11 protein-coding genes are annotated in these 23,606 nt (G+C 62.2%); 10 read left to right on the forward strand and 1 reads right to left on the reverse strand.

Translation table 11 applies throughout. The annotated features are described in order from the left end of the window. From MOMUL_RS13430 to MOMUL_RS13480, 10 genes are all read left to right on the forward strand, one after another. Positions 1-335 (forward strand): DUF1670 domain-containing protein (locus MOMUL_RS13430; protein WP_153018415.1); only part of this gene is annotated, 335 nt, incomplete at its 5' end. Positions 336-576: 241 nt separating this feature from the next. After that, complete coding sequence (locus MOMUL_RS13435) at positions 577-1,704, forward strand: metallophosphoesterase family protein (protein WP_236713122.1); 1,128 nt, start codon at positions 577-579, stop codon at positions 1,702-1,704. Continuing rightward, positions 1,692-5,276, forward strand: a complete 3,585-nt coding sequence (locus MOMUL_RS13440; RefSeq protein ID WP_062285620.1) for an AAA family ATPase — start codon at positions 1,692-1,694, stop codon at positions 5,274-5,276. Before MOMUL_RS13435 ends, MOMUL_RS13440 begins: the two co-directional genes overlap by 13 nt. Before the next feature lie 137 nt (positions 5,277-5,413). Continuing rightward, a complete protein-coding gene (addB, locus tag MOMUL_RS13445) occupies positions 5,414-8,875 on the forward strand; it encodes a helicase-exonuclease AddAB subunit AddB (protein ID WP_062285621.1) in 3,462 nt (1,153 codons plus the stop codon). Between the two features lie 12 nt (positions 8,876-8,887). Then, the gene (locus tag MOMUL_RS13450) at positions 8,888-13,054 is read left to right on the forward strand and encodes a UvrD-helicase domain-containing protein (protein ID WP_062285623.1); all 4,167 of its coding nucleotides are present in this window, start codon (positions 8,888-8,890) and stop codon (positions 13,052-13,054) included. Positions 13,055-13,090: 36 nt separating this feature from the next. Then, positions 13,091-14,482 (forward strand): N-acyl-D-amino-acid deacylase family protein, encoded by a 1,392-nt coding sequence (locus MOMUL_RS13455; protein ID WP_062285625.1) that lies wholly within the window; start codon positions 13,091-13,093, stop codon positions 14,480-14,482. A 457-nt stretch (positions 14,483-14,939) separates the two neighbouring features. Beyond that, a complete protein-coding gene (locus MOMUL_RS13465; RefSeq protein WP_062285629.1) occupies positions 14,940-16,397 on the forward strand; it encodes a Wadjet anti-phage system protein JetA family protein in 1,458 nt (485 codons plus the stop codon). A 60-nt stretch (positions 16,398-16,457) separates the two neighbouring features. Continuing rightward, a complete protein-coding gene (locus MOMUL_RS13470; RefSeq protein ID WP_064774439.1) occupies positions 16,458-17,072 on the forward strand; it encodes a DUF4194 domain-containing protein in 615 nt (204 codons plus the stop codon). Continuing rightward, positions 17,041-20,541, forward strand: a complete 3,501-nt coding sequence (locus MOMUL_RS13475; RefSeq protein ID WP_062285631.1) for an ATP-binding protein — start codon at positions 17,041-17,043, stop codon at positions 20,539-20,541. Before MOMUL_RS13470 ends, MOMUL_RS13475 begins: the two co-directional genes overlap by 32 nt. Then, positions 20,474-21,811, forward strand: coding sequence for a Wadjet anti-phage system protein JetD domain-containing protein (locus tag MOMUL_RS13480; protein WP_064774441.1), 1,338 nt, complete (start codon positions 20,474-20,476; stop codon positions 21,809-21,811). Before MOMUL_RS13475 ends, MOMUL_RS13480 begins: the two co-directional genes overlap by 68 nt. On the opposite strand, the gene MOMUL_RS13485 is transcribed toward MOMUL_RS13480, so the two are convergent. Next, complete coding sequence (locus tag MOMUL_RS13485) at positions 21,808-23,586, reverse strand: NAD(P)H-dependent oxidoreductase (RefSeq protein ID WP_062285633.1); 1,779 nt, start codon at positions 23,584-23,586, stop codon at positions 21,808-21,810. The genes MOMUL_RS13480 and MOMUL_RS13485 overlap by 4 nt on opposite strands. Between the last annotated feature and the right edge of the window lie 20 nt (positions 23,587-23,606).

A 23,606-nucleotide genomic window follows, 5' to 3' on the forward strand; every position in this document is an offset into this window, starting at 1 on the left:
TCCTGCCCACGGCCGGTACGGTGCTGGATATGGGTCGCACCCTGACCCATAAGGCCCTGGTGGTGGAGATGGCCCTGGAGGGACTAACCACCCAGGAGATTGCCCGGCGGATCTACCACACCCCCGAAGCGGTGGACAACTACCTGCGGTTGTTTGACCGGGTGTTGCTTTTACGCTACTACCACGTACCGGCTTCAGCCATGATGCGAATCACCGGTCACAGCCAAAGCTTGCTGGAGGAGCACCTGGCCCTGGTGGAAAAGCACTTCCCCGATGAGGAGTCACTGGTCAGCTATATCGGTAAAAGGGGTATCAAGTTGGAAAAGAGCAGTTAGGGATTAATGGGGTTATCTAACCGGGTAGATGCAAAGGAAATTAAATATAACCTGTATCTGTATAATAAGCGTCTGGGCATATCAGGCGCTTATCTTTTACTTGGGAATCGTGCCCTTTTAAGCGCACCTTAACGGCGCCAGTTTTTTGCAGGAATTCCAGCCCGGGTGGCGAAAAGGGATATAGCATATTGGGGTGCAAAAGCCATTTCGCATTTAAATGGAGGTGGCGCTGTTGTTCAGGGTGTTGCACCTGGCGGACTTGCACCTGGGATACCGGCCCGACCTGCCGGCACCGGTCCAGGAGGAGGTCTACAGGGAGCGCAACGGGGTTTTGCAGGCGGCCGTGGACCTGGCCCTGGATCCCCGCCGGGGAATCAGCCTGGTCCTCATCGCCGGCGATCTCTTTGATAACCACCGGCCGGAGGCTCCCCTGGTGGAGGAAACCATCCGTGAACTGGGCCGGCTGGAAGCCGCCGGCATCCAGGTGGTAACGGTGCCGGGGAATCATGACGAGATTACATATAACGATTCGGTTTACCGCCGCGAGGCCAACCGCTGGCCGGGCCTCCTGGTTACTGAGCCCATGCCGGCGAAAGTGGCTACCCTGAGACTTAATGGTGATACCTGTCACCTGGTGGCCATGGCCTACACGGGCGGCGTCACCCGGGTTGACGGCCCGTTAAAGGCTTTTCCCCCGGCAGAGGGGGAAGGGGTGAACCTGGCGGTATTCCACGGCTCCCTGGACTGGGACGGCGGGGAAAGGAGCCTGCCCCTCGACGGGGAAGCCCTGTCTGCCGCCGGCTATGACTATATAGCCCTGGGTCATATCCACCGCGGGGGACAAAGGCAGCTGGGCAGGGGCCTGGCCTGCTATGCCGGTATGGTCGCCGGCAAAGGTTTTGCCGATCCCGGCACCGGCTCCTGGACCATAGTTACCCTGGGGGACGGCCCGGCCCTGGTGGAGCAGGTAGCAGCAGCGGTGCGGCCCTGGCGGGTGGTTGACGTGGATGTTACGGCTTTTCATGCTCCGGAGGAACTGGAGGCGGCAATCAGGGAATTAATCGACCCCGGTGCCCTGGTGCAGGTGCGCCTGACAGGGAGTATCGCCTTTGATCTGGACCTTGAGGGTTTGCAGGCCCGCCTGGGTCATCTCTGTTCTTACCTGGATCTGGTGAACGATACGGCAGGGTGGGCACCGGAACTCCTGGAGAGTTTGGCCGCCGAACCAACCATCAGGGGCCTTTTTGTCCGCCGCCTGCAAGAAAAGCTTGCCGGCGCTGCGGGACCTGGGGAAGCAGCAGTGATCCGCCGCGCCCTCTGGCGCGGGCTCCTGGCCCTGAAGGGAGGTTGTGGGCCATGCCGGCTGTAACCTGGCAGCGCCTGAGCCTGGCCGGTTTTGGTTGCTACCGGGAGCGGGTAACTGTTACTTTCCAGGAAGGCCTCAATGTCCTGGTGGCCCCCAATGAAAAGGGGAAGTCAACCCTGATTGCCGGCCTGGAGGCCGTCCTTTTCGGACTCCCCAACACCAGCAACCCGGAAGCCTTTGGCAGCGCCCGTTTTGCCAACCGGGAAGAGCCGGACCAGTTTGAAGGGGAAGTAGAATTCCGGGTTGACGGTCGGGCCTACGCCTTAAGGCGCCTGTTTAATACTAACCGGGTGACCATCAGGACCAGGGGTGATCACGGTTGGGAAGAGGTCTGGCGGGGCAGCCACAACCCCGGCGCCCACAAGAAAATCCCGGCTTATCTCGAACACCTTACTGCCTTTCTGGGCATAACCTCCCGGGAACTCTTTGAAGCCACCTTCTGCCTGGGCCAGCCCCTGCCGGAAGGGAGGGCTTTAAGCAATGAGGTACAAAAGCTCCTTTCCGGTAGCGGTGGCCACTACCAGGAAGCCCTAAAAATACTGGCTGACGACCTGAGAGCCCTGACCCGTTATTGCGGTGACCGGGGCGTGGGCAATAACGGCCGCAAGGACGCCCGGCTGGAAGAGCTGCAAGCGGAAATCGCGATTTTGCGGCAACAGCAGCAGGCCACCAGCACCACCATTGACCAGCTGACCGCCGTGCGCTCCCGGCTCCAGGAACTGGCGGTAGAGATTAAGTCGGTCCGGGCGCAACTGAAAAAAAAGCAGGACCTCCGGGCAGCCTGGGATGGCTGGCGCGCCCTGCAGGTAAGATACAACAGCGCCCTGCACGAACAGCAGCAGGCCGGGGCGGTCCAGGAAAGGGCCCGGGAGCTGGAGCAGAAGATCCGCCTGCACAAGGAGCAGGCGACCCGGTCGTATCCCGAGTGGGCCAGCGCTCCGGCAAGTACCGCCCGCAAACTCGACCGCCTGGTGGAGCTGGAGCAGGAAATGGCCCGCTTAAAGGGCGAGATGGCAAACTGGGAGGCGCACCTCCGGGATTTAAATAAGGAACAGGAAGCATTAGCGGCCAGGCTGCAGGGAGAACTGGCAGCGGTGGCCAATCACCCGGATATCCTGCGGGACCTGGAGGACCTGCGGAGCCTGGTGGCTGCGCGGCAGGAGCTGGCCAGGGAGGTGAAGGACCTGGCGGCGCGGGCGGGAGAAACGGCTGCTGAACTGGCCGCCCTGCCTGATTTCAGCCTGCTGGGGAGCGGCCCGGCCATGGCCCTGGAGGGTTTGCAGGTAGCGGCGCGCCAGCTCCTGGAGGGCTGGGGCCGCTTCCAGGAGCAGCAGGCCCGCTGTAAGGAACTGGAAGCGGAACTGGCGGGGGATCTGAGCTGCTTTGCCGGGATGCCGCCGGAAAAGGAAGCCCTGGTGGCCAGTTACGCGACCACCAGGCTCACCCTGGCAAGGGAAGAAGAGGCGGCCCGGGAAGCCTGCCGGCGCCTGGAGGAACAAAAGGCCACCTACCGGCGCCGTGAGGAAGATTTCCAGCGAGAATTTGGCGACCTGGCCTCTTTAGGGGAGGAAGCCTTCCAGGCGGCGATAGATAAACCTCGCTTGCTGGCGGACCTGCAGGCAAAGGAAGCAGCCCGAAAGGCGGCCCTGGAGGCCGGCAGGCGCAAGAGGCTGGGTATAGTTCTCGCCCTGACCGGCGCCGGCCTGGTTACGGGCCTGGTAACCGGCCTGGCTACGGGCAGCTGGCTTGTCGCCCTGGTGGTAGCCCTGGTCCTGGCCGGGCTGGGCTATGGCGCCGGAACTTACCTGGGCCGGGAGGGGAAAGACAGCCTCGAGCTGGCCGGCGAGATTGCCACCCTGCGGGAGCACCTGGAGCAGCTGGATGCCGTGCTGGGCCCCTGGGCGGGGGCCACGGCGGCGGAACTGGGCGAACTCCGCCAGCGCTTGCGGGAGCGGGGGCGGGCGCGGGCGGAGCTGGCAACCCTGGCCGCTTCTTTGCCCGGCGCGGCAGAGGAAGAAGCGGCCCGGCTGGCCCTGGAGGCAGCAACCAGGGCCAGCCGGGATTTCCTTGCCACCACGGCAGAAATCAGCGCCCGGTTTACAGATGTAACGGCAGCCTACCGCCGTTACCTGGCCACCAGGGAAGAGCGGGAGCGCCTGGCAGCGGAGATGGAAGCCTTTACCGTGAAGGCCGTGGGAGCACCGCCGCTAACGGCTTTAACGATACCCCTCGCCGGCCTGGCCGCTCCCTGGCCGGGCCTTACCTCCCTGGCGCGGCTGGCCGGGCAGGCCCCGGCCACGGTGGGCGAGCTTTTAACCTGGTTAAAGGAACTGGATCAAGCCGCCTGGGAAGATTTCCTGGCCCGGGCCCGGCGGTGGGAAGAATTGACGGCCCTTAACCGGCAGGTGCAAGAAAAACGGGAACAGCTCTTGCAGCCGGACGAAGAGGGGCAGACGGCCCTGGAACGCCTGGCGGCCAGGATTGCTGCCCTGGAAGGGCACGTGGCCCCCTTCACGGTGGCTACCGAAGCCGGGGAGATTGCTCCCCTGCTGGAGGAGGCGGCGAGGATAAAAGAACGCCTGGGCCAGGTGGCCGGCCGGCAGCAGGCCGCCGGGAGCCGAGTTAAGGATTTACGGGGGCAAATCCAGGAGCTGGAACTTGAGGCGAAAGGCTTGCGGGAAGATCTGGCCGTCATCCTGGCGCCAGCCGGCGGGGAGGCCGGTAAAGCCCTGGAGCGGCGGCAGGCCTATGAGCAGCTGGCCCGGGAGTGGCAGGGCTGGCAGGAGCAGCTGGCCGGCCTCCTGGGTGAAGGCGACCTGGACGACCTGGCCGCCGCCTGCCTGGATGCCGCCAACCGGGCTGCGGCTATCCTGAAGGAATGGCAGGACCTGGTCCGGGAGCACCCGGGGCTGCCTGAACCCGGGCGGGAAACAAAAGGGGAGGAGTTGGAAGAACAGTACAGGGCCCTCCGGGCAGGGATAAAGGAGCTAGAAAACCGCCTGGAAGGGCTGGAGGGCGAAGAGCGGGAGCTGTTGCGCCGCCAGTCCCAGCTGGAAGGCAACCAGACCGCCAACATGGCCATTGTTGCCGAGACCCTGGCGGCCAGGGAAAAGGAACTGGAGCGCCTGGAACTGGAGGCCGGTGCCCTGGCCCTGGCCTACCGGGAGCTTGTGGCCGCAGCACGGGATTACAGCCAGAACTACCGCCGCGAGCTGGCCCTGGCTGCCAGCCGCTATTTCACTCTCTTTACCGGCCGCCGGGCCCGCCAGGTAGAGATCACTGAAGATTTCCAGGTGGAGGTGAGGGAAGGCGGGGCAGCTATTGCTCTGGCCCAGCTCAGCCGCGGTGCCCAGGACCAGCTGTACCTGGCTTTGCGCCTGGCTATTGGCGACCTCCTGAGCGCTGATCTTACTTTACCCTTTATCTTCGACGACTGCTTTGTCAACTGTGACGGCGAGCGCCGCGAGCGCATCCGGGAGAGTCTGGCGGCCCTGGCTCAGCAGCGGCAGTTAATTCTTTTATCCCATGACCCGGACTTTGCCGCCTGGGGGACGCCGGTGAAGATCGAAAGGTAAGGGCAACCTGTTAAGTTCTACTTTATGATCCTTTTGTTCATAAAACGGAGTGGGTACGGCGATGGTAGGGAGTGAAGGCGGCGATGCCCTTTAATAAGATTTAAACAGGTATTTTGGGTACAGGCAGGTGTTGACCCTTGGCTTTACGTCTGGTCCTGGGCCGCGCCGGGTCGGGCAAGACGCGCCTCTGTCTCGAGGAGATAAAGGCCGCCCTGGCTGAGGGGCCGGCAGGCCCGGCCCTCATTATCCTCACCCCGGAGCAGGCCACCCTGCAGATGGAACTTGATTTACATAGAGCCCTCCCCTGCCCGGGCTTCAGCCGTGCCCAGGTCTTGAGTTTTCGCCGCCTGGGCTGGCGGGTTTTCCAGGAGGCCGGCGGTGCGGCCCGGCCTCACCTGGGGGAGATGGGCAAGCGCATGGCCCTGCGGGCCATTGTCAATGCCCGCCAGGGGGATTTGACCCTTTTTGCCTCCCTGGCGGGCAGTCCTGGCTTCATTGAGCAGCTCGCCCATACCATCGCCGAACTGAAGCTTTACCGGGTGGAGCCCGGCGACCTCCGGCGGGTAGCAGAGCATTACCGGGAGACCGGCCGGGGGGAAACCATCCTGGGCCGCAAGCTCCACGACCTGGCCCTGATTTACAACGACCTGGAGACTTACCTGGCCGGGCGCTACCTGGACCCCGACGATTATCTGGCCTTACTCGCCCGGCGGCTGCCGGAAGCGAGCTTTGTTAAAGGAGCTTGCGTCTGGGTCGACGGCTTCAACGGTTTCACTCCCCAGGAAGAAGCCGTTCTCCAGGCTTTGATGGCTGCGGCCGCCCGGGTAACGGTCACCCTCTGCCTTGACCCGAAACAGAGGAAACAGCAGCTGGGCGAGACGGAACTTTTCCACCCCACCAGCGAAACTTACCACCGCCTGCAGCGCCTGGCCCGGGCCGCCGGGATTAATATCGAGGCCGACGTTTTACTTACGGGCACCCCGCCCCGTTTCCAGGCAGCCCCGGCCCTGGCCCACCTGGAAGCCCATTTTGGCCGCTGGCCCCTGAAACCTTTTAAAGGCTCGCCGGACGGTATCAGGCTGGTGGCAGCAGCCAGCCGCCGCCTGGAAGTCGAGGCGGCAGCCAGGGAGATTTTGCGCCTGGCCCGGGAAGAGAACCTGCGTTTCCGGGAAATGGCTGTCCTGGTGCGCGACCTGGAGCCCTATCACGACCTCATTGTCAATACCTTCCGGGACTATAACATCCCTTTTTTTATCGACCGCCGCCGGCCGGTAGGTCACCACCCCCTCATCGAGCTGGTGCGGGCGGCCCTGGAAACCGTCCTGGAAAACTGGGCCTACGATCCCGTCTTTCGCTACCTGAAGAGCGACCTGGTGCCCGTCTCCCGCGACGAAGTCGACCTGCTGGAGAATTACGTCCTGGCCCACGGCATCCGCGGCCGCCAGTGGCTGGAGGACCGTCCGTGGCAGTTTAAAAACCACCGCGACCTGGATGACCCCCCGGAGGCAGGAAGCGATGCTACCGCCGTGGCAGCCGTCAACAGGGCCCGGGAACGTGCCGGCCGGCACCTGCGGCGCTTTTACCAGGCCGTCCAGGGCCGCACCCTGACGGTACAAGAGATCACGGCCGCCATCTTTGACCTGCTGCAGGAACTCCAAGTCAACCGGCAATTGGAAGCGTGGCACCGGCAGGCCCTGGCCGCCGGGGACCTCGACGCCGCCCAGGAACACGAGCAGGTCTGGGAAGGCCTCATGGACCTCCTGGACGAGCTGGTCACGGCCCTGGGGGATACTCCCATGGAGCTAGAGGAGTATGCCGCCATCCTGGATACCGGTATGGAAAGCCTGAAGCTCAGGCTCATCCCCCCGGCCCTGGACCAGGTGGTGGTGGGTACCCTGGACCGTTCCCGCCAGCCGGAACTCCAGGCCGCCCTGGTCCTGGGAGTGGGGGAGGGGGTGCTGCCGGCGCGACTGCCGGAAGACGCCACCTTCAGCGACCGGGAAAGGGAGGAACTGCAGGTGGCCGGGATTGAGCTGGCACCGGCCGGTTCTTTAAGGCTTTTCCACGAAGAATACCTGGCCTACCTGGCCCTGACCCGCTCCCGGCGTTTCCTCTGGCTCAGTTACCCCCTGGCCGACGCCGAGGGCAGGGCCCTGGCGCCTTCCCCACTGATCCGGCGGCTGCGCCAGCTGCTACCGGGACTCCAGGAAGAGAACGCCGGCCCGGATCTCCCGGAGGGCGAAGCCGGCCTCGACTACCTGACGGCACCGCGCCAGGCGGCCGGCCACCTGGCCCGTATTTTAAGCCAGAAACGTTCCCTGACCCCCCTGTGGCAGGAGGTTTACCTCTGGCTGGAGCAGGACCGGGACAGGGAAAAGTGGCTGGCCCTCCTGGGCGGTATCAATTACCGCAACCAGGTCGAGCCCCTGGAGGCGCCACTTGTTGACAAACTTTACCCCCAGCCTTTACGCAGCAGCATCTCCCGCCTGGAAACCTTTGCTGCCTGCCCCTTCCGCTACTTCCTGGCCTATGGGCTTAAACTCCAGGAAAGGCAGCTGTACCAGGTGGACCCGGCGGGCATGGGCCAGTTTTACCACGCCGCTTTGAAGCTCTTTGTGGAGGAATTAAAGCGCAGCGGCCGCGACTGGAGTGAGGTGAGCGACGAGGAGGCGGCGGCCCTCCTCAGCCGGGTAGTGGAAGAGCTGGCCCCGGCCCTCCAGCATGAGATTTTAAGCAGCAGCGCCCGCTACACTTACCTCCGCAAAAAGCTCGAGCAGACCCTGCAGCGGGTCCTGGAGGTCCTTAACGAACACGCCCGGCGGGGAGAGTTTCGCCCCTTTATGGTAGAAGCCTCTTTTAGCCGGCGGGGAGACCTGCCGCCCCTGGTGCTGGAAGCCGGTCCCGGCCGGCAGGTCATCCTGGAGGGCAGGGTGGACCGCATCGATGTCGCCCGTTACCAGGGCCGGGCCTACCTGCGGGTCATCGACTACAAGAGCAGCCATACCGGCCTGGAACTGGACAGGGTCTACCACGGTCTTTCCCTGCAGCTGCCCCTCTACCTGCAGGCAGCCCTGGCAGCGGCGCCGCAGGTTTTTGGTGAACCTGCCGAACCGGCCGGTATCCTCTATTTTGCCGTCAGGAATCCTACTCTAAGGCAGAGGGCGCCGGTCCGGGAGGCCGCTGAGGTGGCCAGACTACGCCGCCAGGCCCTGAAAATGCGCGGCCTGCTCCTGGCAGAGCCGGAGATTATCAAGCTCATGGATAAGGCAGTGGAATCAACGCCGGACCTGCTGCCGGTACGGTTGAATAAAGACGGCAGCCTGCGCCGGGGCGCGCCGGCAGCCACCCGCGAGCAAATGGCTCTCCTCCTGGCCCTGGCCCGGGCCAGGGCTGCCGGCCTGGCAGGAGACATCCTGTCCGGCCGGGTGGAGATCAGCCCCTACCGCCTGGATAAGGCTACCGGTTGCGATTCCTGCCCCTACCGGCCCGTATGTGGCTTTGACCTCCAGGTACCCGGAACCGCCTACCGCCGCCTGCCCCGCATCGATAGCCAAAATTTCTGGGAGGTAGCAGCCCGGCAATGTTCGAAAAGCAGATAGAAGGTGAACCTGATGACCAGTGCAGGCGAGAAGCGCCGCTGGACGGAGGAACAGCTGGCCGCCATCCGGGCGCGCCGGGCCAACCTCTTAGTGGCTGCCGCCGCCGGGGCCGGCAAGACGGCCGTCCTGGTGGAACGCATTATCCAGCGCCTGACGGATCCGGAAGCACCCGTCAGCCTGGAAAACCTGCTGGTGGTAACCTTTACCGAGGCCGCCGCTGCCGAGATGCGCCAGCGGATAGGGGCCGCCCTGGAAGCGGCCGTCGCCCGGCAGCCGGAAAATGAGGCCCTGCGGCGCCAGCTCCTGCTGTTGAACCGCGCCCACATCAGCACCATCCACTCCTTTTGCCTCTGGGTCGTGCGTACCTATTTTTACCGCCTGGACCTCGACCCGGGCTTCCGGGTCATGGACCCGGCCGAGGCCGACCTCCTGCAGTTGGAGGTAATGGACCAGGTACTGGAAGAATGCTTTGCCGCCGAGCCCGGGGGTGGACCCATTACCGGCCTGGCCGACAGTTTAGGCGGCCGCGGCGATGCCAACCTGGTGGAGCTGGTGTTAAAGGTCTGGGAGTTTACCAGGAGCCTCCCCTGGCCGGAGGCTTGGCTGGAGGAAGCGGTGGCAGCCTATCGTGTGCCTGCCGGTACTCCCCTGGAATCTCTCCCCTGGTACCGGGAAATCAAAGAAGTAATTGCCTTGCGGCTGCAGGAAGCGGCCTTTTACCTCCGTGAGGCCATGAGGGTGGCCGCCAGCCCCGGCGGTCCGGCCATCTACCTGGACAACCTGGAAAGGGAGGAAAGCCAGGTGGCCGGCCTCCTGGCCGGGCTGGACTGCCTTACATGGAACCAGGTGTGTGAGCGCCTGACGGCCTTTAGTTTCGGGAGGCTGAAGGCCGTCCGGGGCGGGAGCGTGGATGAAAGGCTGAAAGAAAAGGCCACCGGGTACCGGGACCAGGCGAAAAAGCTGCTCAAAGAGTTGCAGGAAGAATTCTGCCGCGATGAAGCTGCCATCAGGGCCGAACTGGAGCGAGCCGGGGAACTGGTTGTAGCCTTGGTAGAGGTGGTCCGCCGCTTTGACGCGGCCTTCAGGGAGCTGAAACGCCGCCGCGGCCTGGTGGACTTCGGCGACCTGGAGCACCTGTGCCTGCAGGTCCTCCTGGACCCGGAAGCCCGGCCCGGCGAGCTGCGGCCCTCGGCATTAGCCCTGGAACTGCGCCAGCGTTTTGAAGAGGTACTGGTGGACGAGTACCAGGACATCAACAGCATCCAGGACGCCATCCTGGCCCTGGTTTCCCGCCAGGAAGTAATCTCCCCCTGTGACGGCCCTGGCCAGGCTTCCGGCCAGGGGACAGCCCTGCCGGCTGCCGCGGCCCCCAATCTCTTCATGGTAGGCGATGTCAAGCAGAGCATTTACCGCTTCCGCCTGGCCAACCCGGAGCTTTTCCTGGCTAAATACCGCCAGTACCAGGAAAGGGAAGGGGAGTTAAATCGCCGCATCCTCCTTAAGGCCAATTTCCGCAGCCGCCAGGGGATAGTTGATGGGGTAAACTTTATCTTCCGCCAGGTCTTTTCTCCTTTGGTGGGGGAACTGGATTATGACGCCGCTGCGGCCTTAGTTAGCCGGGCCGGCTACCCGGAACACCCGGCGGCCGCAACGCCGGCGATAGAAGTTTACCTCCAGGAAAGGCAGGCGGGAGGCGATGGCGAGGTAGCACCTGGAGAAGAAACGCCAGGGGCAGGGGAAGGAACGGTAGCCCCGTTAGAGACGGCGGCCGGCGGCGGGGAAGCAGCCGCCGCGGGTGTGGCGGCCGGGCAATTGGACCCGGAAGATTTATCGGCCCTGGAGCGGGAGGCGTGGCTCGTGGCCCGGCGCATCCGGCAGCTGGTCCAGGGAACACCGGAACGGCCCGGGCCGGAATGCCAGGTCTGGGACCCGGAAAGGCAGGCCTACCGGGATGTAACCTACCGGGATATAGTCATCCTGCTGCGGGCCACGCAAGACCGGGCGCCGGTATTTATAGAAGTCCTGCAGCAGTATGACATACCGGCCTACGCCGACCTGGGTAGCGGTTACTTTGCCGCCACGGAAGTGGAAACCATCCTCTCCCTGCTGCGGGTAATCGACAACCCCCACCAGGATATCCCCCTGGCGGCTGTGCTGCGCTCCCCCCTGGTGGGGCTGACGGCCGGGGAACTGGCACGCATCCGCCTGGCGGCCCCCGGGGAAGATTTCTTTACCGCCGTCGTGAAGGCCGCCGGAGCCGGGGAGGAGCAGCGTGTGACGGCTAATGACTGCTCTGGGGATTCTGGCCTGGGTTTAGGGGCTATTTCTCCGTATGCCGGCGAATTGCCCGGCCGGAACTCCTGTTCCCCAGCAGGTGGTGTCCAGCCTCCCTGTACCTCAGCAGGAGGGGACCTGCCTCCTTCTTCCAGGGCAGAAAGGGAAGAGGGAGATGCCGCCCGGGAAAAGGACCTGGCCGCCCGCCTGCGCGGCTTTTTAGCCCGCCTGGACAGGTGGCGGACCATGGCCCGCCGCCAGCCCCTGGGGGACCTCATCTGGCAGCTGTACCGGGAGACAGGATACCTGGAGTTCGTGGGCGGCCTGCCGGGAGGCGCCCAGCGCCAGGCGAACCTGCGCGCCCTCCTGGACCGGGCGCGCCAGTTTGAAGGTTTTGCCCGCCACGGCCTGTTTCGCTTTTTGCGTTTTATCGAACGGCTGCAGCAGAATGAAGGCGACCTGGGCACGGCCCGGGCCCTGGGGGAAAAGGAAAACGTCGTTCGCATTATGAGCATCCATAAAGCCAAGGGGCTGGAGTTCCCGGTGGTGATTGTGGCCGACCTGGGTAAAGGCTTTAACTTCCAGGATCTTTCCGGGGATGTTCTCCTCCACGGCAAGCTGGGCCTGGCGCCTCTCTACCTGGATGCTGCCGCCGGCATTAAGTATCCGACTTTGCCCTACCTGGCGGCAGCCCACCGCCTGCGCCTGGAAGCCTTAAGCGAAGAGGTCCGCATCTTCTATGTCGCTTTGACCCGGGCCCGGGAGAAACTCATCCTGGTGGGCTCGGCCAGGAATTTGCCCCGCCAGGCGGAAATCTGGTGCACCGGCCTGTACGCCGCTGGCGAGCAGTTACCTCCCATGCTCATGGCCCGGGCGAGAAACCCCCTGGACTGGCTGGCTGCTGCCCTGGCCCGGCATGTCCACGGCGCACCTTTGCGGCAACTGGCCGGAGTAGACAGGGGCTATCTCCTGGATGACCCGTCCTGCTGGCAGCTAGAGGTGTTAAGAGAACCTGTACTCCTTGAAACGGGTCCAGGGGCTCAGGTCTCTCCGGGAGTATTACCTCCAGGGCGGAACGTTGCTGCCGGCGTGGCCGGCGCTGCAGGGACTGTGTCCGCAACTACCGGCGATGGGCCGGGCGGTTCGGGTGTTCCGGATGAACCTGGGACCAGGGGCGAAACTGGCCACACCTGGCTGCGGCAGGAGGTGGCCCGGCGCCTCTCCTGGGTGTACCCGTGGCTGCCCCTGACCACCCTGCCGGTTAAACTGGCCGTTACCGACCTGAAGCGGCGCTTTGATGTCTTTAACGAGGGCGATACCCCTCTACGACCCGGCGGTAACGGTTTTACCCGGCGGCCGGTCTTTCTCCAGGAGCAGCAGGGCCTGACGGCTGCCGAGCGCGGTACCGCCACCCACCTGGTCCTGCAGCACGTCGACCTCAGCCGGGCGGTGACAGGGGAAAGCCTGGCCGGGCTGTTGCAGGAACTGGTAGAGCGGGAGATCCTGACACCGGAACAGGCGGCCGCCGTCGATACCGGCGCCATCGTAACCTTTTTTGCCAGCCCCCTGGGGCAGCGCCTCCTGGCCCGGCCCGGTAAAGTAAAGCGGGAACTCCCCTTCTCCCTGGCCGTACCCGCCGGCGAGCTCTATCCCGGCCTGCCGCCGGCTATGGCCTCCGGCGAGGCAATCCTGGTCCAGGGGATCATCGACTGCCTGGTAGACGAGGAAGACGGCTTTTTGCTCCTGGACTTCAAGACGGGCCGAATCCCCTCCGACCCCCTGGCCGCCTACCGGGAGCAGGTGCAATTGTACGCCCGGGCAGTATCAATTATCTTTAAACGTGATGTCAAGGAAGCCTACCTTTATTTCCTTGATGGAGGTGTAGAATTTAAGGTAATCGGGTAGGAATTTTGCCTGCTGGCGTCGAATACTCGCCTTACTATGAGCAAGCAAATATCCAGGCGCCAGTTTTTATTAGGTACCGGTTCCCTGATGGCCCTGGGCTACCTATCCTGGCTGGGGTTGATACCAAGGGCAATGCCGGCTGCTGGCAATAAACCTCAGCCCGCGGAGCCAGCCCCGACCGGGCAGGTCCCGCCTTTACCGGAGCCAGTAGTCTGCGATTATGTTTTCCGTCACGGCCTGATCATCGATGGTAGCGGAGATAAAGCCTACCCCGGCGATCTTGGTATCAAAGGCAAGCAAATCGCCGCCGTGGGGGACTTCCAGGCCGCACCGGGGGCGGTAGAAATAGATGCCCGGGGGCTGGTCCTTAGCCCCGGCTTTATTGATCTCCATACCCATACGGAAGCTTATCTGGGCAGCGGGGGTAGGGGAGAAATGTTCCTCCTCCAGGGGGTAACGACCCACCTGGGCGGCAACTGCGGCACTTCGGTGGCCAGGGCCGGCGACTTTCTGGCCGGTATTAACAAGCTGGCCCTTAATCTGGGGATCCTGGCGGGGTACAAAAACTTGAGGCAGGCAACAGTAGCCAGGGAAGGGCGGCCCGCCGGGGCCAGAGAAGTGGCAGCCATGCAGCAAAAACTGGCCACGGCCCTGCAGGAAGGAGCCTTTGGCCTGTCAGTGGGTCTGGAATACTGGCCCCAGTCCCTGGCCACGACGCAGGAGCTAATTGACCTGTGCCAGGTACTGAAGGAATACGGCGGTTTTTATGCCACCCATATTCGCAGCGAAGGGGACCAGGTCTTCAAAGCTGTAGAAGAAGCAATAGAGATCGGGCAGCAAGCAGGTATACCGGTACAGTATTCCCATATCAAAACTGCCGGCCGGCGCAACTGGGGTAAAATGAAACAGGTCTTAAGCCTGCTAGATGGTGCCCGGCAGGGAGGCCTGGATATTACCGCCGATGTATATGGCTATACCTTTTCCAGCTGGGATGTGGGCAGCGGCCGAAATTCTATCCATGAAGAAGACCTGCTGCTGGCCCTGCAGCACCCGTCGGTAATGATTGGCAGCGACAGCGGGCTGGATCTCCGGGGGCGGGCCATCCACCCGCGGGCATACGGCAACTACTCGCATATCCTGCGGCACTACTGTTTAGATAAGGGATTTATCACCCTGGAAGAAGCTATCCACAAAATGACCCTCATGCCGGCCCGGCGTATGGGTCTAAAGGACCGCGGCCTGCTGGCACCCGGCTACAAAGCCGATGTGGTAGCCTTCGACGCGGGAACCATTGCCTCCCGGGCCACCCGGGCTAACCCCAACCAGCTGGCTACCGGGGTACGCTGGGTTCTGGTAAACGGCCAGGTAGCAGTAAAAGATGGACATGCTACAGGATGCTTTGCCGGGGAAGTCCTGCGGCGTAGATGAAGCGTTTCATAAGCCGGTTTCTGGTGCTGGTAGGTAGAGTCTCCGCCAGCAGTAAAAGGGGCTGGGCCTTCAGCAAGGGAGGTCTGGGAGCATTTCCGCGCGTCAAGTTCAAGCGCGAATGGACGAGGCGAGTTTATTTATATTTAATCGTGAAAACAGGCACAAAAGCGGAATTGATGTGGAGGAAAAGCGGAGAAATAGCGGGGGATAGAGGGTTAAGTATAACTTAATCCGAACTTTTCCTTTAGAAATGGTGGATGCCGGGTTTTTTATCTTTGCGGATAAAAACGGCGGAATATAACTTGTATCAAGAGGACTTCCAGGTACGGTGTCGAATAACATCCAAATAAGGCTATTATCTGCCCGGGTAGCCCTGTAGGCTTGCAAGGGGTTTCAGCGGGCAATTTTAATATCCAGCCATCGATAAACGGCCATCTTATTACCGGGGGCTGTCCGGATGAAACTTTTCGAGGTGATACCGGAGCGCCTGTTCCAGGTTTTCAGCGGCCGGAACCGGTATATTTACGCCGAGGCCCTGCTCCTCCTTTATGAGCAGTACCGGGTCAACCGCTTTGGCATCCAGTATGAGGTCATGCGGGATTTGATGCAGGAACTGATCGAGAGCCAGGAGGAGGCCGGCCTGGTCTTCGAGGTGGAAGAGGAACAGGAGCAGGAGCCTGCTGCCGGCGGGCTGTTCGACGGCAACGGCGAGGACCTGGCCCGGTTGAAGGCCGGCGCCCTCTTGCGCCGCCTGGACAGGCTGAAGTGGATCCAGGTGGAAGTGCGTGAGAATTTCCGCCGCTACATCGTCCTGCCCCACTACGCCAGCCGGTTGCTGGCCGTTTTCCAGGAATTATGCGAGAACCGTACCGTTGAGTACCAGCGCTTTGCCTTCGTTACCTACCAGCTCCTTTCCGGCGAGGAGGCCAGGCAGCGGCCCGGCTTTGCCATCCTGGAAGCCCACAGGATGACCCAGGAGTTCCTGGAGGAGCTGCGGGTGCTGGCCAACAATATGAAATACCATATGGAGCAGGTGGTGGCAAAAACCTCTATCCAGGAGGTCCTGGACCACCATTTCGAAGAGTACAAGGCCCACATCATCGACCGCAGCTACCACCGCCTTAAGACTTCGGACCACGTTTCCCGTTACCGGCAGCGGATCCTGGCCACGGTCCAGGAGTGGCTCCTGGACCCGGAATGGCTGGCCCGGGCCGTGGAAGATGCCATGCGCAACGAGTTTTTTGCCAGCAGGGAAGAGGCGGCGGAGCAGCTGCGCCGCGCCCTCATGGACATTGAAGAGATCTACCGCGGCCTGGACGAAATCTTTTACCAGATCGACCTGCGCCACAACCAGTACCTACGCGCCTCCTTTGAGCGGGCCCGCTATTTAAGCCAGCACAGCTCCGGCGTCGACCAGTACCTGGCGCGGATCCTGGAATGGATGGCAGCAGGCATCAGGAGGGGCGACCTGCCGGCGGAAAATTGCCTGCCCGGCCTGTTCAACCTGATGCGCCTCAATCAATTAAACGAGCAGTCCCTTTATACGCCGCGCCGGCGGCGGGCGCCCCACCGGCCGGAACCCCAAGTGGTGGTGGCTATCCCCGAGGAACTGAAAAGGCAGCTGCGGGAGCAGAACCTGCAGCGGGTGCGGCGGGCCATTACCAGGGATAAAATCCGCGCCTACGTCCTGGGCCGCCTGGGCGAGCGTCAGGAGATGGGCATCGAGGAGCTGGCGCCCACCAATATGGAAGAATTCCTGTACCTTCTCTACGTTTATCTTTACGGCTACGACGGCCTGGCCGGCTACCGGCTGGTGCCAAGGGGCGCCAACCGTATTCTCAATATCGGCGGCTATCGCTTTTATGACCGGCGGGTAGTGCGGGTGGATACGGGCAGGAAGCGGCGGGCCGTTTAAAGCTCCTGGCGGGGAAGGGGCGCTGCCTGTAAGACAGGAAGAGGCAAAGGGGGGGAACCGGTGCTTAACCTGGGGGAAAACCTCAGTGAACAGGAAGCAGGGCGGCTGCGGGAGGTCATCAACCGCCTGCTGGCCGTTAATTTTTTGAACAAGGAACAGGAGCGGGAGCATTACCTGGTGGCGCGGCGCCACCGCCAGGGCCTGGAGGAGTTTTTCCGCTTCCTCGGCTGGGAGATCGTCTTTGACGACCGCCACGAATGCCTTTTTGTCCTGTCCCCGGAGGCCGGCTGCCGGCGCAACCTGACCCGGGAGGAGAGCATCTGGCTCCTGGTCTTGCGCCTCATCTACCAGGAAAAACGCCAGGGCCTTTCTTTGAGTGAGTTCCCGGTGACCACCCTCCACGAGATCCGGGCCAAGTATGAAGCCTTCCGCCTGCCCCTTTTCAACAAGACCAGGCTGCAGGAACTGGTGCGCCTGGGCACCCAGTACAAACTCCTGGAACCACTGGATGACGACATCAGGTCCGACGATTGCGCCTTCCGCCTGTTCCATACCCTCCTTTACGCCGTCCAGGCGGATACGGTAGAGAAGCTGTACCAGAAGATCGCCGGCTATGAACCGGAGAAAGAGGAGGGGTTGCTGGATGAAGTGGATGCGCCGCCTGCGGCTGATTAACTGGCACTATTTTTACGACGAAACCCTGGAGTTCGGCCGCCAGACCCTCATCGCCGGCCGCAACAGCGCCGGCAAGTCCACCATCATCGACGCCCTGCAGGTCCTCCTGGTGGCCAACCAGAGGCAGATCCGCTTCAATTCGGCGGCCCACGACGAGGCCAAACGCTCCCTCATCAGCTACCTGCGGGGCAAAACCGGCGGGGACGAAAGGAAGTATTTGCGGGAAGGGGATTTTACCAGCTACATCGTCGCCGAGTTTTACGACCAGCAGAAGAGGGAAAACTTTGTCGTCGGCGTGGTGATGGACGTCTACGGCGACGATGCCATCGACGACGAATACTTTATCCTCGCCGGGGTGCAGCTGGCCGACCTGGATTTCTGGAGCCCGGCGGAACGCTGGAAAAACCGGGAGGAGTTTCACCGCTATTGTCAAAACCTGCCGGGACGCCATATCTTCGAGCGGAGCAAAACCGGCTACCAGAAGGCCCTCCTCAACCGCCTGGGCCAGGTAAGCGAACGCTTCTTCCCGGTTTTCGTCAAGGCCCTATCCTTTAAGCCCATCCATAACGTGCGGGATTTTGTCTACCAGTATATCCTGGATGAGAAGGAGCTGCAGCTGGACCTCCTGCGGCAGAACTTTGAAATCCACGAGCGCTACCAGGCGGAGCTGGAAGCTCTGGAAGAGCGCCGGGAGCAGTTGGAAGCTATCTGCCGCCAGTTCGAAACTTTTGCCCGGCTGCGGGATACGGTGGCCATCCAGGAATATGTCATCCGGGGCCTGAAGCACGCCCGGGAGGTGGAGCTGCGGGAACACCTGGAGGAGGAGATACGCTTCCTGGTAGCCGAGGTGGAACGCCTGGACCGGGAGCTGGACCTGGCGCGGGCCAGGCACCTGGAGGCCGGGCAGAAGGCCAGGGAGGCCTATCAGAAATGGCAGGGCCACCAGGCCAGGCAGCGGGAGCAGGAGTTAAAGGAAGGCCTGGCCCGTTTGGATAAGGAATTGCAGGAGCAGGAGGGACTGCTGGCGGTCCTGCGCCAGACCCTCGACCGGGAGAAGATCCTGCTGGCCGGCCTGCAGCAAATGGAAGGGGATGAATACTGGCAGTGGCAGCCGGGGGAGCAGGAGCGCCTGGGACTGGCCCTGGAGTTGCTGTCCGGCTTGGTTCCGGCCGGGGATGCTGATTGGGTACCCGGGGAAGATACCGTCGCCGCGGTGCGGGATACCGGTCTTTTCCTGGCCGGCCTGCACAGCCGCTGCGCCCGGGCCGCCGGCCGCCTGGAGGACCGGCTGGCCCAGCTGCAGCAGGAAAAAACGGAACTGGAGGGGCAGATCCGCGACCTGGAGAACAAGAAGCGGCCCTACCCCCCGCACGTCCTCAACTTGAAAAGGCTCCTGGAAGAGCGCTTGAACAGGCGCTCACCGGTCTGGATCTTCTGCGAAGAAATGGACCTGAAAGATGAAACCTGGCGGGACGCCGTGGAAGGGTATTTATATACCCAGCGCTTCGACCTGCTGGTGGAACCGCGGGTCTTTGCCGAAGCCTTGGCCATTTACGAAAGGGAAAAAGGGAAGCACCAGGTGGAAGGCGCCGGCCTGGTGGATACAGAGAAGGAGCAGAAGTACCTGGGTACAGCGCAGGAGGGTTCCCTGGCGGGGGAAATGGTAACGGCCAACCCGGTCATCCAGGCCCACATCGACCACCTCCTGGGCCGGGTCATGAAGGCCCGGGACGAGCAGGACCTGCGCCGTTACCGCACTGCCATCACCAGGACCTGCATGTCCTATCACAACCTGGTGGCCAGGCAGCTGGAAAAACACCGCTACGCCGTTCCCTACATCGGCGCCCGGGCCATTGCGCGCCAGTTAGAAATCAAGCGCCGGGAGCTGGCGGAGACGAAAGAACAGATAGAGGTACTGAAGGACAAGAGGGAGAAGCTGGCGGCCTGGCTGGAACGCCTGGCCGAAAAGAAGTCCCTTTACGCCGGCATCAGCGAGCAGCTGGACCTCCCGGCCCGCATCCGGCGCCTGCAGGAGGAACGGGCCGCCCTGGCCGCCGAACTGGAGCGGCTGGACCTGGGGGAAGTGGAGCGGTTAAAGGAGGAGTATTATTACTGGGAACGCCGGGGCAAAGAGCTACTGGATGAAGTCACCGAAATCAGCGGCCTTAAAAAAAGCCGCGAGAACGAGTTAAACCAGAAGCAGACAGAGCTTCACCTGCAGGAGACGAGGGTGCAGGAGGCCCTGGCCTTCTGGCAGTCCTGGCGGGAGCAGTACCCTGTTGAACTCCTGCCCCGGGCCGAGGAACGCTGGCGGGAGGTGGAGGGTCAGGACCTGCCCGTGACCAGCAAGCTGGTCAACTGGGAGAACAGCCAGAAGGGCAATATCACCAGGCGGGAGCAGGAGTTCCAGCGCCTGCGCGACTTGCGCCACGAGTACAACCTGCGCTACACCTACAACGCCGATCCCGGTGCCCCGGATAACGAAGCCTACCGGCCCTTGCTAGCGGAAATCGCCACGGTGGATATCCCCCGCTACCGGGAAAAGCTGGCCGAGGCCCTGAAGCAGTCGGAAGAGGAATTTAAATCCCATTTTATCTTCAAGCTCCGCGAGGCCATCGAAGCGGCGCGGCGGGATTTCAACGAACTCAACTACGCCCTGAAAAACTTCCCCTTCCACGAAGACCGCTACCACTTTGAGATTAAACCCAGCGAGAGGTACAGGCGTTTTTACGACGTGATCATGGACCCCGGGGTGATGGAGCAGGGCTCCCTTTTTGAGCTGCCCGAAGACGACCGGGCGGCCGTCCTCCACGAGCTCTTTGAGAAACTCATCCGCGGCGAAGCCGGGGAATTGGAGGAGTTCACCGACTACCGCAACTACCTGGATTTCGATATCGTGGTCACCAGCGGTGAACACCGCTATTCCTTCTCCCAGGTGCTGCGGGAAAAATCGGGCGGCGAAACCCAGACGCCCTTTTACGTCGCCATCCTGGCCTCCTTCAACCACCTCTATGCTACGGGTAAGACCATACGCCTGGTGGTGTTCGACGAGGCCTTCAATAAAATGGATGAAGAGCGCATCCAGACCAGCCTCCGGCTTATCAAGCGTATGAACCTGCAGCTCATAGCCGCCGTACCCGATGAGAAGATGCAGCACATGGCGCCGGAAGTCGATACCACCCTGCTGGTGCACCGCAACGGCTTCCAGTGTTTCGTAGACATGATTAGCCGCCAGGAAATGCTGGCCGGCGAAGAGGTGCCAACCGGTGACGGGCAGCCGGATGGCCACAGCGATACGGCCGGGGGCCACGCAGAAGGGCTGCAGGAAGAGGGCTTTGCGGGTACCGGCGCTGATGGCGCCGGTGAGGAAGACAACCGGCCGTGGCGAGGAGGTGTAAGGAATGGCCGGGACGGGCAGGGACCTGCACGCGCAGTACCGGTACAGGATTCTCTCTTTGCTGATCAGTAAATACGAAGGGAGCCGCTCCTTTCAAACCGGCACCCCGGGTAAACAGCGGCCCCAGTTCGCTATGAAGAAGAGCCCCCTGGCCGGCGATTATTTTGACGAGATGGACCACCGCAAAAGGGAGGCCATCCACGCCGTGCTGGCCGAACTGGCAGCTGCCGGGGTGGTGGAGGTCACCTGGCCCCGCTTCCAGGAAGGCCGGCAGGTGGAAAAGGTATATTTGAACTTTGACGCCATCCCCCGGGCCTATGAGCTGGCGGGCCTGGTGCCCAGGGCGGAGCGGATCTATAGGCTGCGCCAGGTCCTAGCTCCCCTGGCTTCCCACCCCTGGGAGTGGGTGCGCGGCTGGTGGGCCGGGGTTAACGCGGCCTTAGGAGAGCGAAAGACCGCCGGCCTGGACCTGGAGGACCTGGACGGCTACGAGGAACTGGTAAAGGTACTCCTGGCCCTGCCGGAGCTGGAGGACAGTACACCGGAGCGTGTCTTCAGCCAGCGGGTCTTGGGGGATTCCAAGGCCTTCGAACAGAGGGTGAAAAAGCGGCTGCTGGCCATCCTCAAGTCTTACAGCCCGGAGGAATATGAAACCGACGCCGAATACCTGGACAGCGTCGGCCTGACCGATAACCCCAAAATGGTGCTGGTGGCCGGACCCTTTACTTTCCGGGTGGGAGGGACCGCCGTCGACGTGGGGGAACTTCCGGGCGGCGTGGGCCTGGCCGCTCATACGGTGCGGGTCATGGAGATAACGGCCGTTACCGCCCCTTGGGTTCTCCTGGTGGAGAATTTGACCAGTTACTATCAGGTTGTGCAGGGTGTAAGTGAGCTGGCTGTACCAAGTCGGGAAAGGGAAGGGGACCGGGATCTAGCGATCCCTGCTGGCTTAGTAGTATATACCGGCGGCTTCCCCCACCGCGGTGTGCAGCTTTTTTTACGCCGGCTCCAGGATTACCGGGAGTCCCCTGGAACCACCGCCAGGCCCCCGGTCTATCACTGGGGTGACCTGGACTACGGCGGCATCCGCATTTGCGAATACATCCACCGTAACTTAATCCCCGATTTGCAGCCCTACCTAATGGATGTCACTACTTATACCAGGTATTTGCCGGCAGGGATACCCTTCGGCGACGAGTATGCCGCCAGGCTCCGGCACCTGGCTGAGGACCCGGCTTACGCCCCCTGGCACCCCCTCCTGCAAGCCATGCTGGAGCACCGCAAATGGGTGGAGCAGGAGAGCATGGGGCCGGGCGCAACTCCACCTGTCCTGCCGCCTTAAGCAGCGGGACCGTGTTTCAACTTAAAACGCTTTTTTGAGCCGGCAGCTACATGGGCCGGGTACCAGTTAGGAAACCAGGCCGTAAAAAGACCGGCCAGGATGAGGGGGATATAACGCAAAGTCAGCCATAAAGGTTTTTGCTCCGGCATAAAGGCTGTCCCCAAGGCTGTAACAGCCATGAACAGGAAGGCCTCGCCCCAAACGGCCGTAATAATGGCGTTGGTCCGCAGGAAAAGAGGGTTGGTTGCCAGGCCGGCGGGATAATTCCAGCGGGAATATGCTGCTGTGAGGGGTTCCTCCGTGGCCAAGGTGGCCAACCAGGCGGCCCCCAGGACCAGGTAGCCGCTAAAGTCGGCGGTTGCAGCCGGCAATGGTTTACCGGCCAGGTTTAGAAGGCCGGTAACCAGGAAATAGACACAAGTGACGCTCTCCATCCAGGTAGGCCGGTTATAGAAACGGCGGTAAAGCCAGATCAGCAGGGCCAGCAGGGCCGGTGCGATCCAGCTGGAGGCAAGGTTTAAATGCAGGCTTGTTCCCAGCCAGTTAAGGGTCCAGGGCAGGAAGGCCACCGACAGCCAGGCCATGCCTGGTAGGGGGAGAGGTCCTGCCGGGCGCGTAAGGGCAGGCTTCCCGAGCCCAGGGCCGGAAAACAGATCGTTCATTTTCATCATCAGGCTGAAATCGCCGGTTACCTGGTAAAGGCCCTGCATCAGGGCCGCTGCTCCATCCAGTTCTCCCCTGGCGATACGCAGCCAGACATCGGCCGGGGCGTTGATGATTGTCGTCGCTTCTGCGGAACGGCCTTCATGAACTGTGCAGCGGCCGCCCGCAATGATCAAATAGTAATCACCGCCGCCATTGCCGCTCAAGTTTATCTGGAGGACCGCTTTAAGGTTCCCGGCTGCTGCCGGGTTAAAGGCGGCCGCCATCCCCAGGACAGCTTCCCGGCAGTTACGCGGCGGAGCCCCGGTACCGCTAGGGCCTCTCGGGCGGGAGTTATTTATTGCCGGCGATGGCTGGGTGCTTCCAGTAGTAATATCCTTGTCCGCATTAATGGCGAGGTTTCCTGCCTCCCCTTTAATCCGGCTATCCCAGTAGGCGTTGGCCATGTTAAGGTACATCTCCCGGGGAACCAGTTCCCGGGCCAGGATAGCCGCTGTTTCCGCCGTTAAATGCCCCTGCTCTACTATTTCCCTTCCCGCCTGGTGCAGGGCCTTAAAATACCAGTCGAAAGCCGCGCCGCCATGGCCCAGTATTTCTCCCCCGGCACAGAGGATGCTGGCCAGCAGGCTTTGCGGGCGGTCCTTGGTTAACTGGCGCATATGCTCCTCCAGGGCGAAAAAATGAACCCGGTCCGGGAAACCACAGTTAGCTATGAGCACCATGCCGGCGTTGAAATTGCCCCGGCTGGGATGGGTATAGTGGTCCCCAGCTTTGATTATATGGGGATCGGCCAGGGGCAGGGTACGCTCCAGGAGGCGTTTCAGCCGCGCCGTCATACCAAAGTGGTACAGGGGTGTGGCCAGGACCAGGATATCGGCTGTTTTGATCTTTTCCAGCACCGCCGGCATATCATCGCGGAAGACACAGCGGCCGGGGGTGCTGGTCCAGCAGGTAAAGCAGCCACGGCAATCATTGATCTTTAAATCTGTAACGTAAATAGTTTCGGTAGTTGCTCCCGCCTCACGCGCCCCGGCCAGAAAGGGCTGCAGTAAGCGATCGCTGTTGCTTTCCCTTCCACGAGGACTACCGTTGATAGCCAGGATATGGGGCATTAAACCTTCCTTCTCCCTGT

The organism is Moorella mulderi DSM 14980, assembly GCF_001594015.1.
GTDB lineage: Bacteria > Bacillota > DSM-521 > Neomoorellales > Neomoorellaceae > Neomoorella > Neomoorella mulderi.

Bases quoted from the DNA above. Each gene is read 5' to 3' on its own strand.
- MOMUL_RS13440 (WP_062285620.1), top strand. From the start codon at position 1,692: ATGCCGGCTGTAACCTGGCAGCGCCTGAGCCTGGCCGGTTTTGGTTGC.
- MOMUL_RS13450 (WP_062285623.1), top strand. From the start codon at position 8,888: ATGACCAGTGCAGGCGAGAAGCGCCGCTGGACGGAGGAACAGCTGGCC.
- MOMUL_RS13455 (WP_062285625.1), top strand. From the start codon at position 13,091: ATGAGCAAGCAAATATCCAGGCGCCAGTTTTTATTAGGTACCGGTTCC.
- MOMUL_RS13465 (WP_062285629.1), top strand. From the start codon at position 14,940: ATGAAACTTTTCGAGGTGATACCGGAGCGCCTGTTCCAGGTTTTCAGC.
- MOMUL_RS13475 (WP_062285631.1), top strand. From the start codon at position 17,041: ATGAAGTGGATGCGCCGCCTGCGGCTGATTAACTGGCACTATTTTTAC.
- MOMUL_RS13480 (WP_064774441.1), top strand. From the start codon at position 20,474: ATGGCCGGGACGGGCAGGGACCTGCACGCGCAGTACCGGTACAGGATT.
- MOMUL_RS13485 (WP_062285633.1), bottom strand. From the start codon at position 23,586: ATGCCCCATATCCTGGCTATCAACGGTAGTCCTCGTGGAAGGGAAAGC.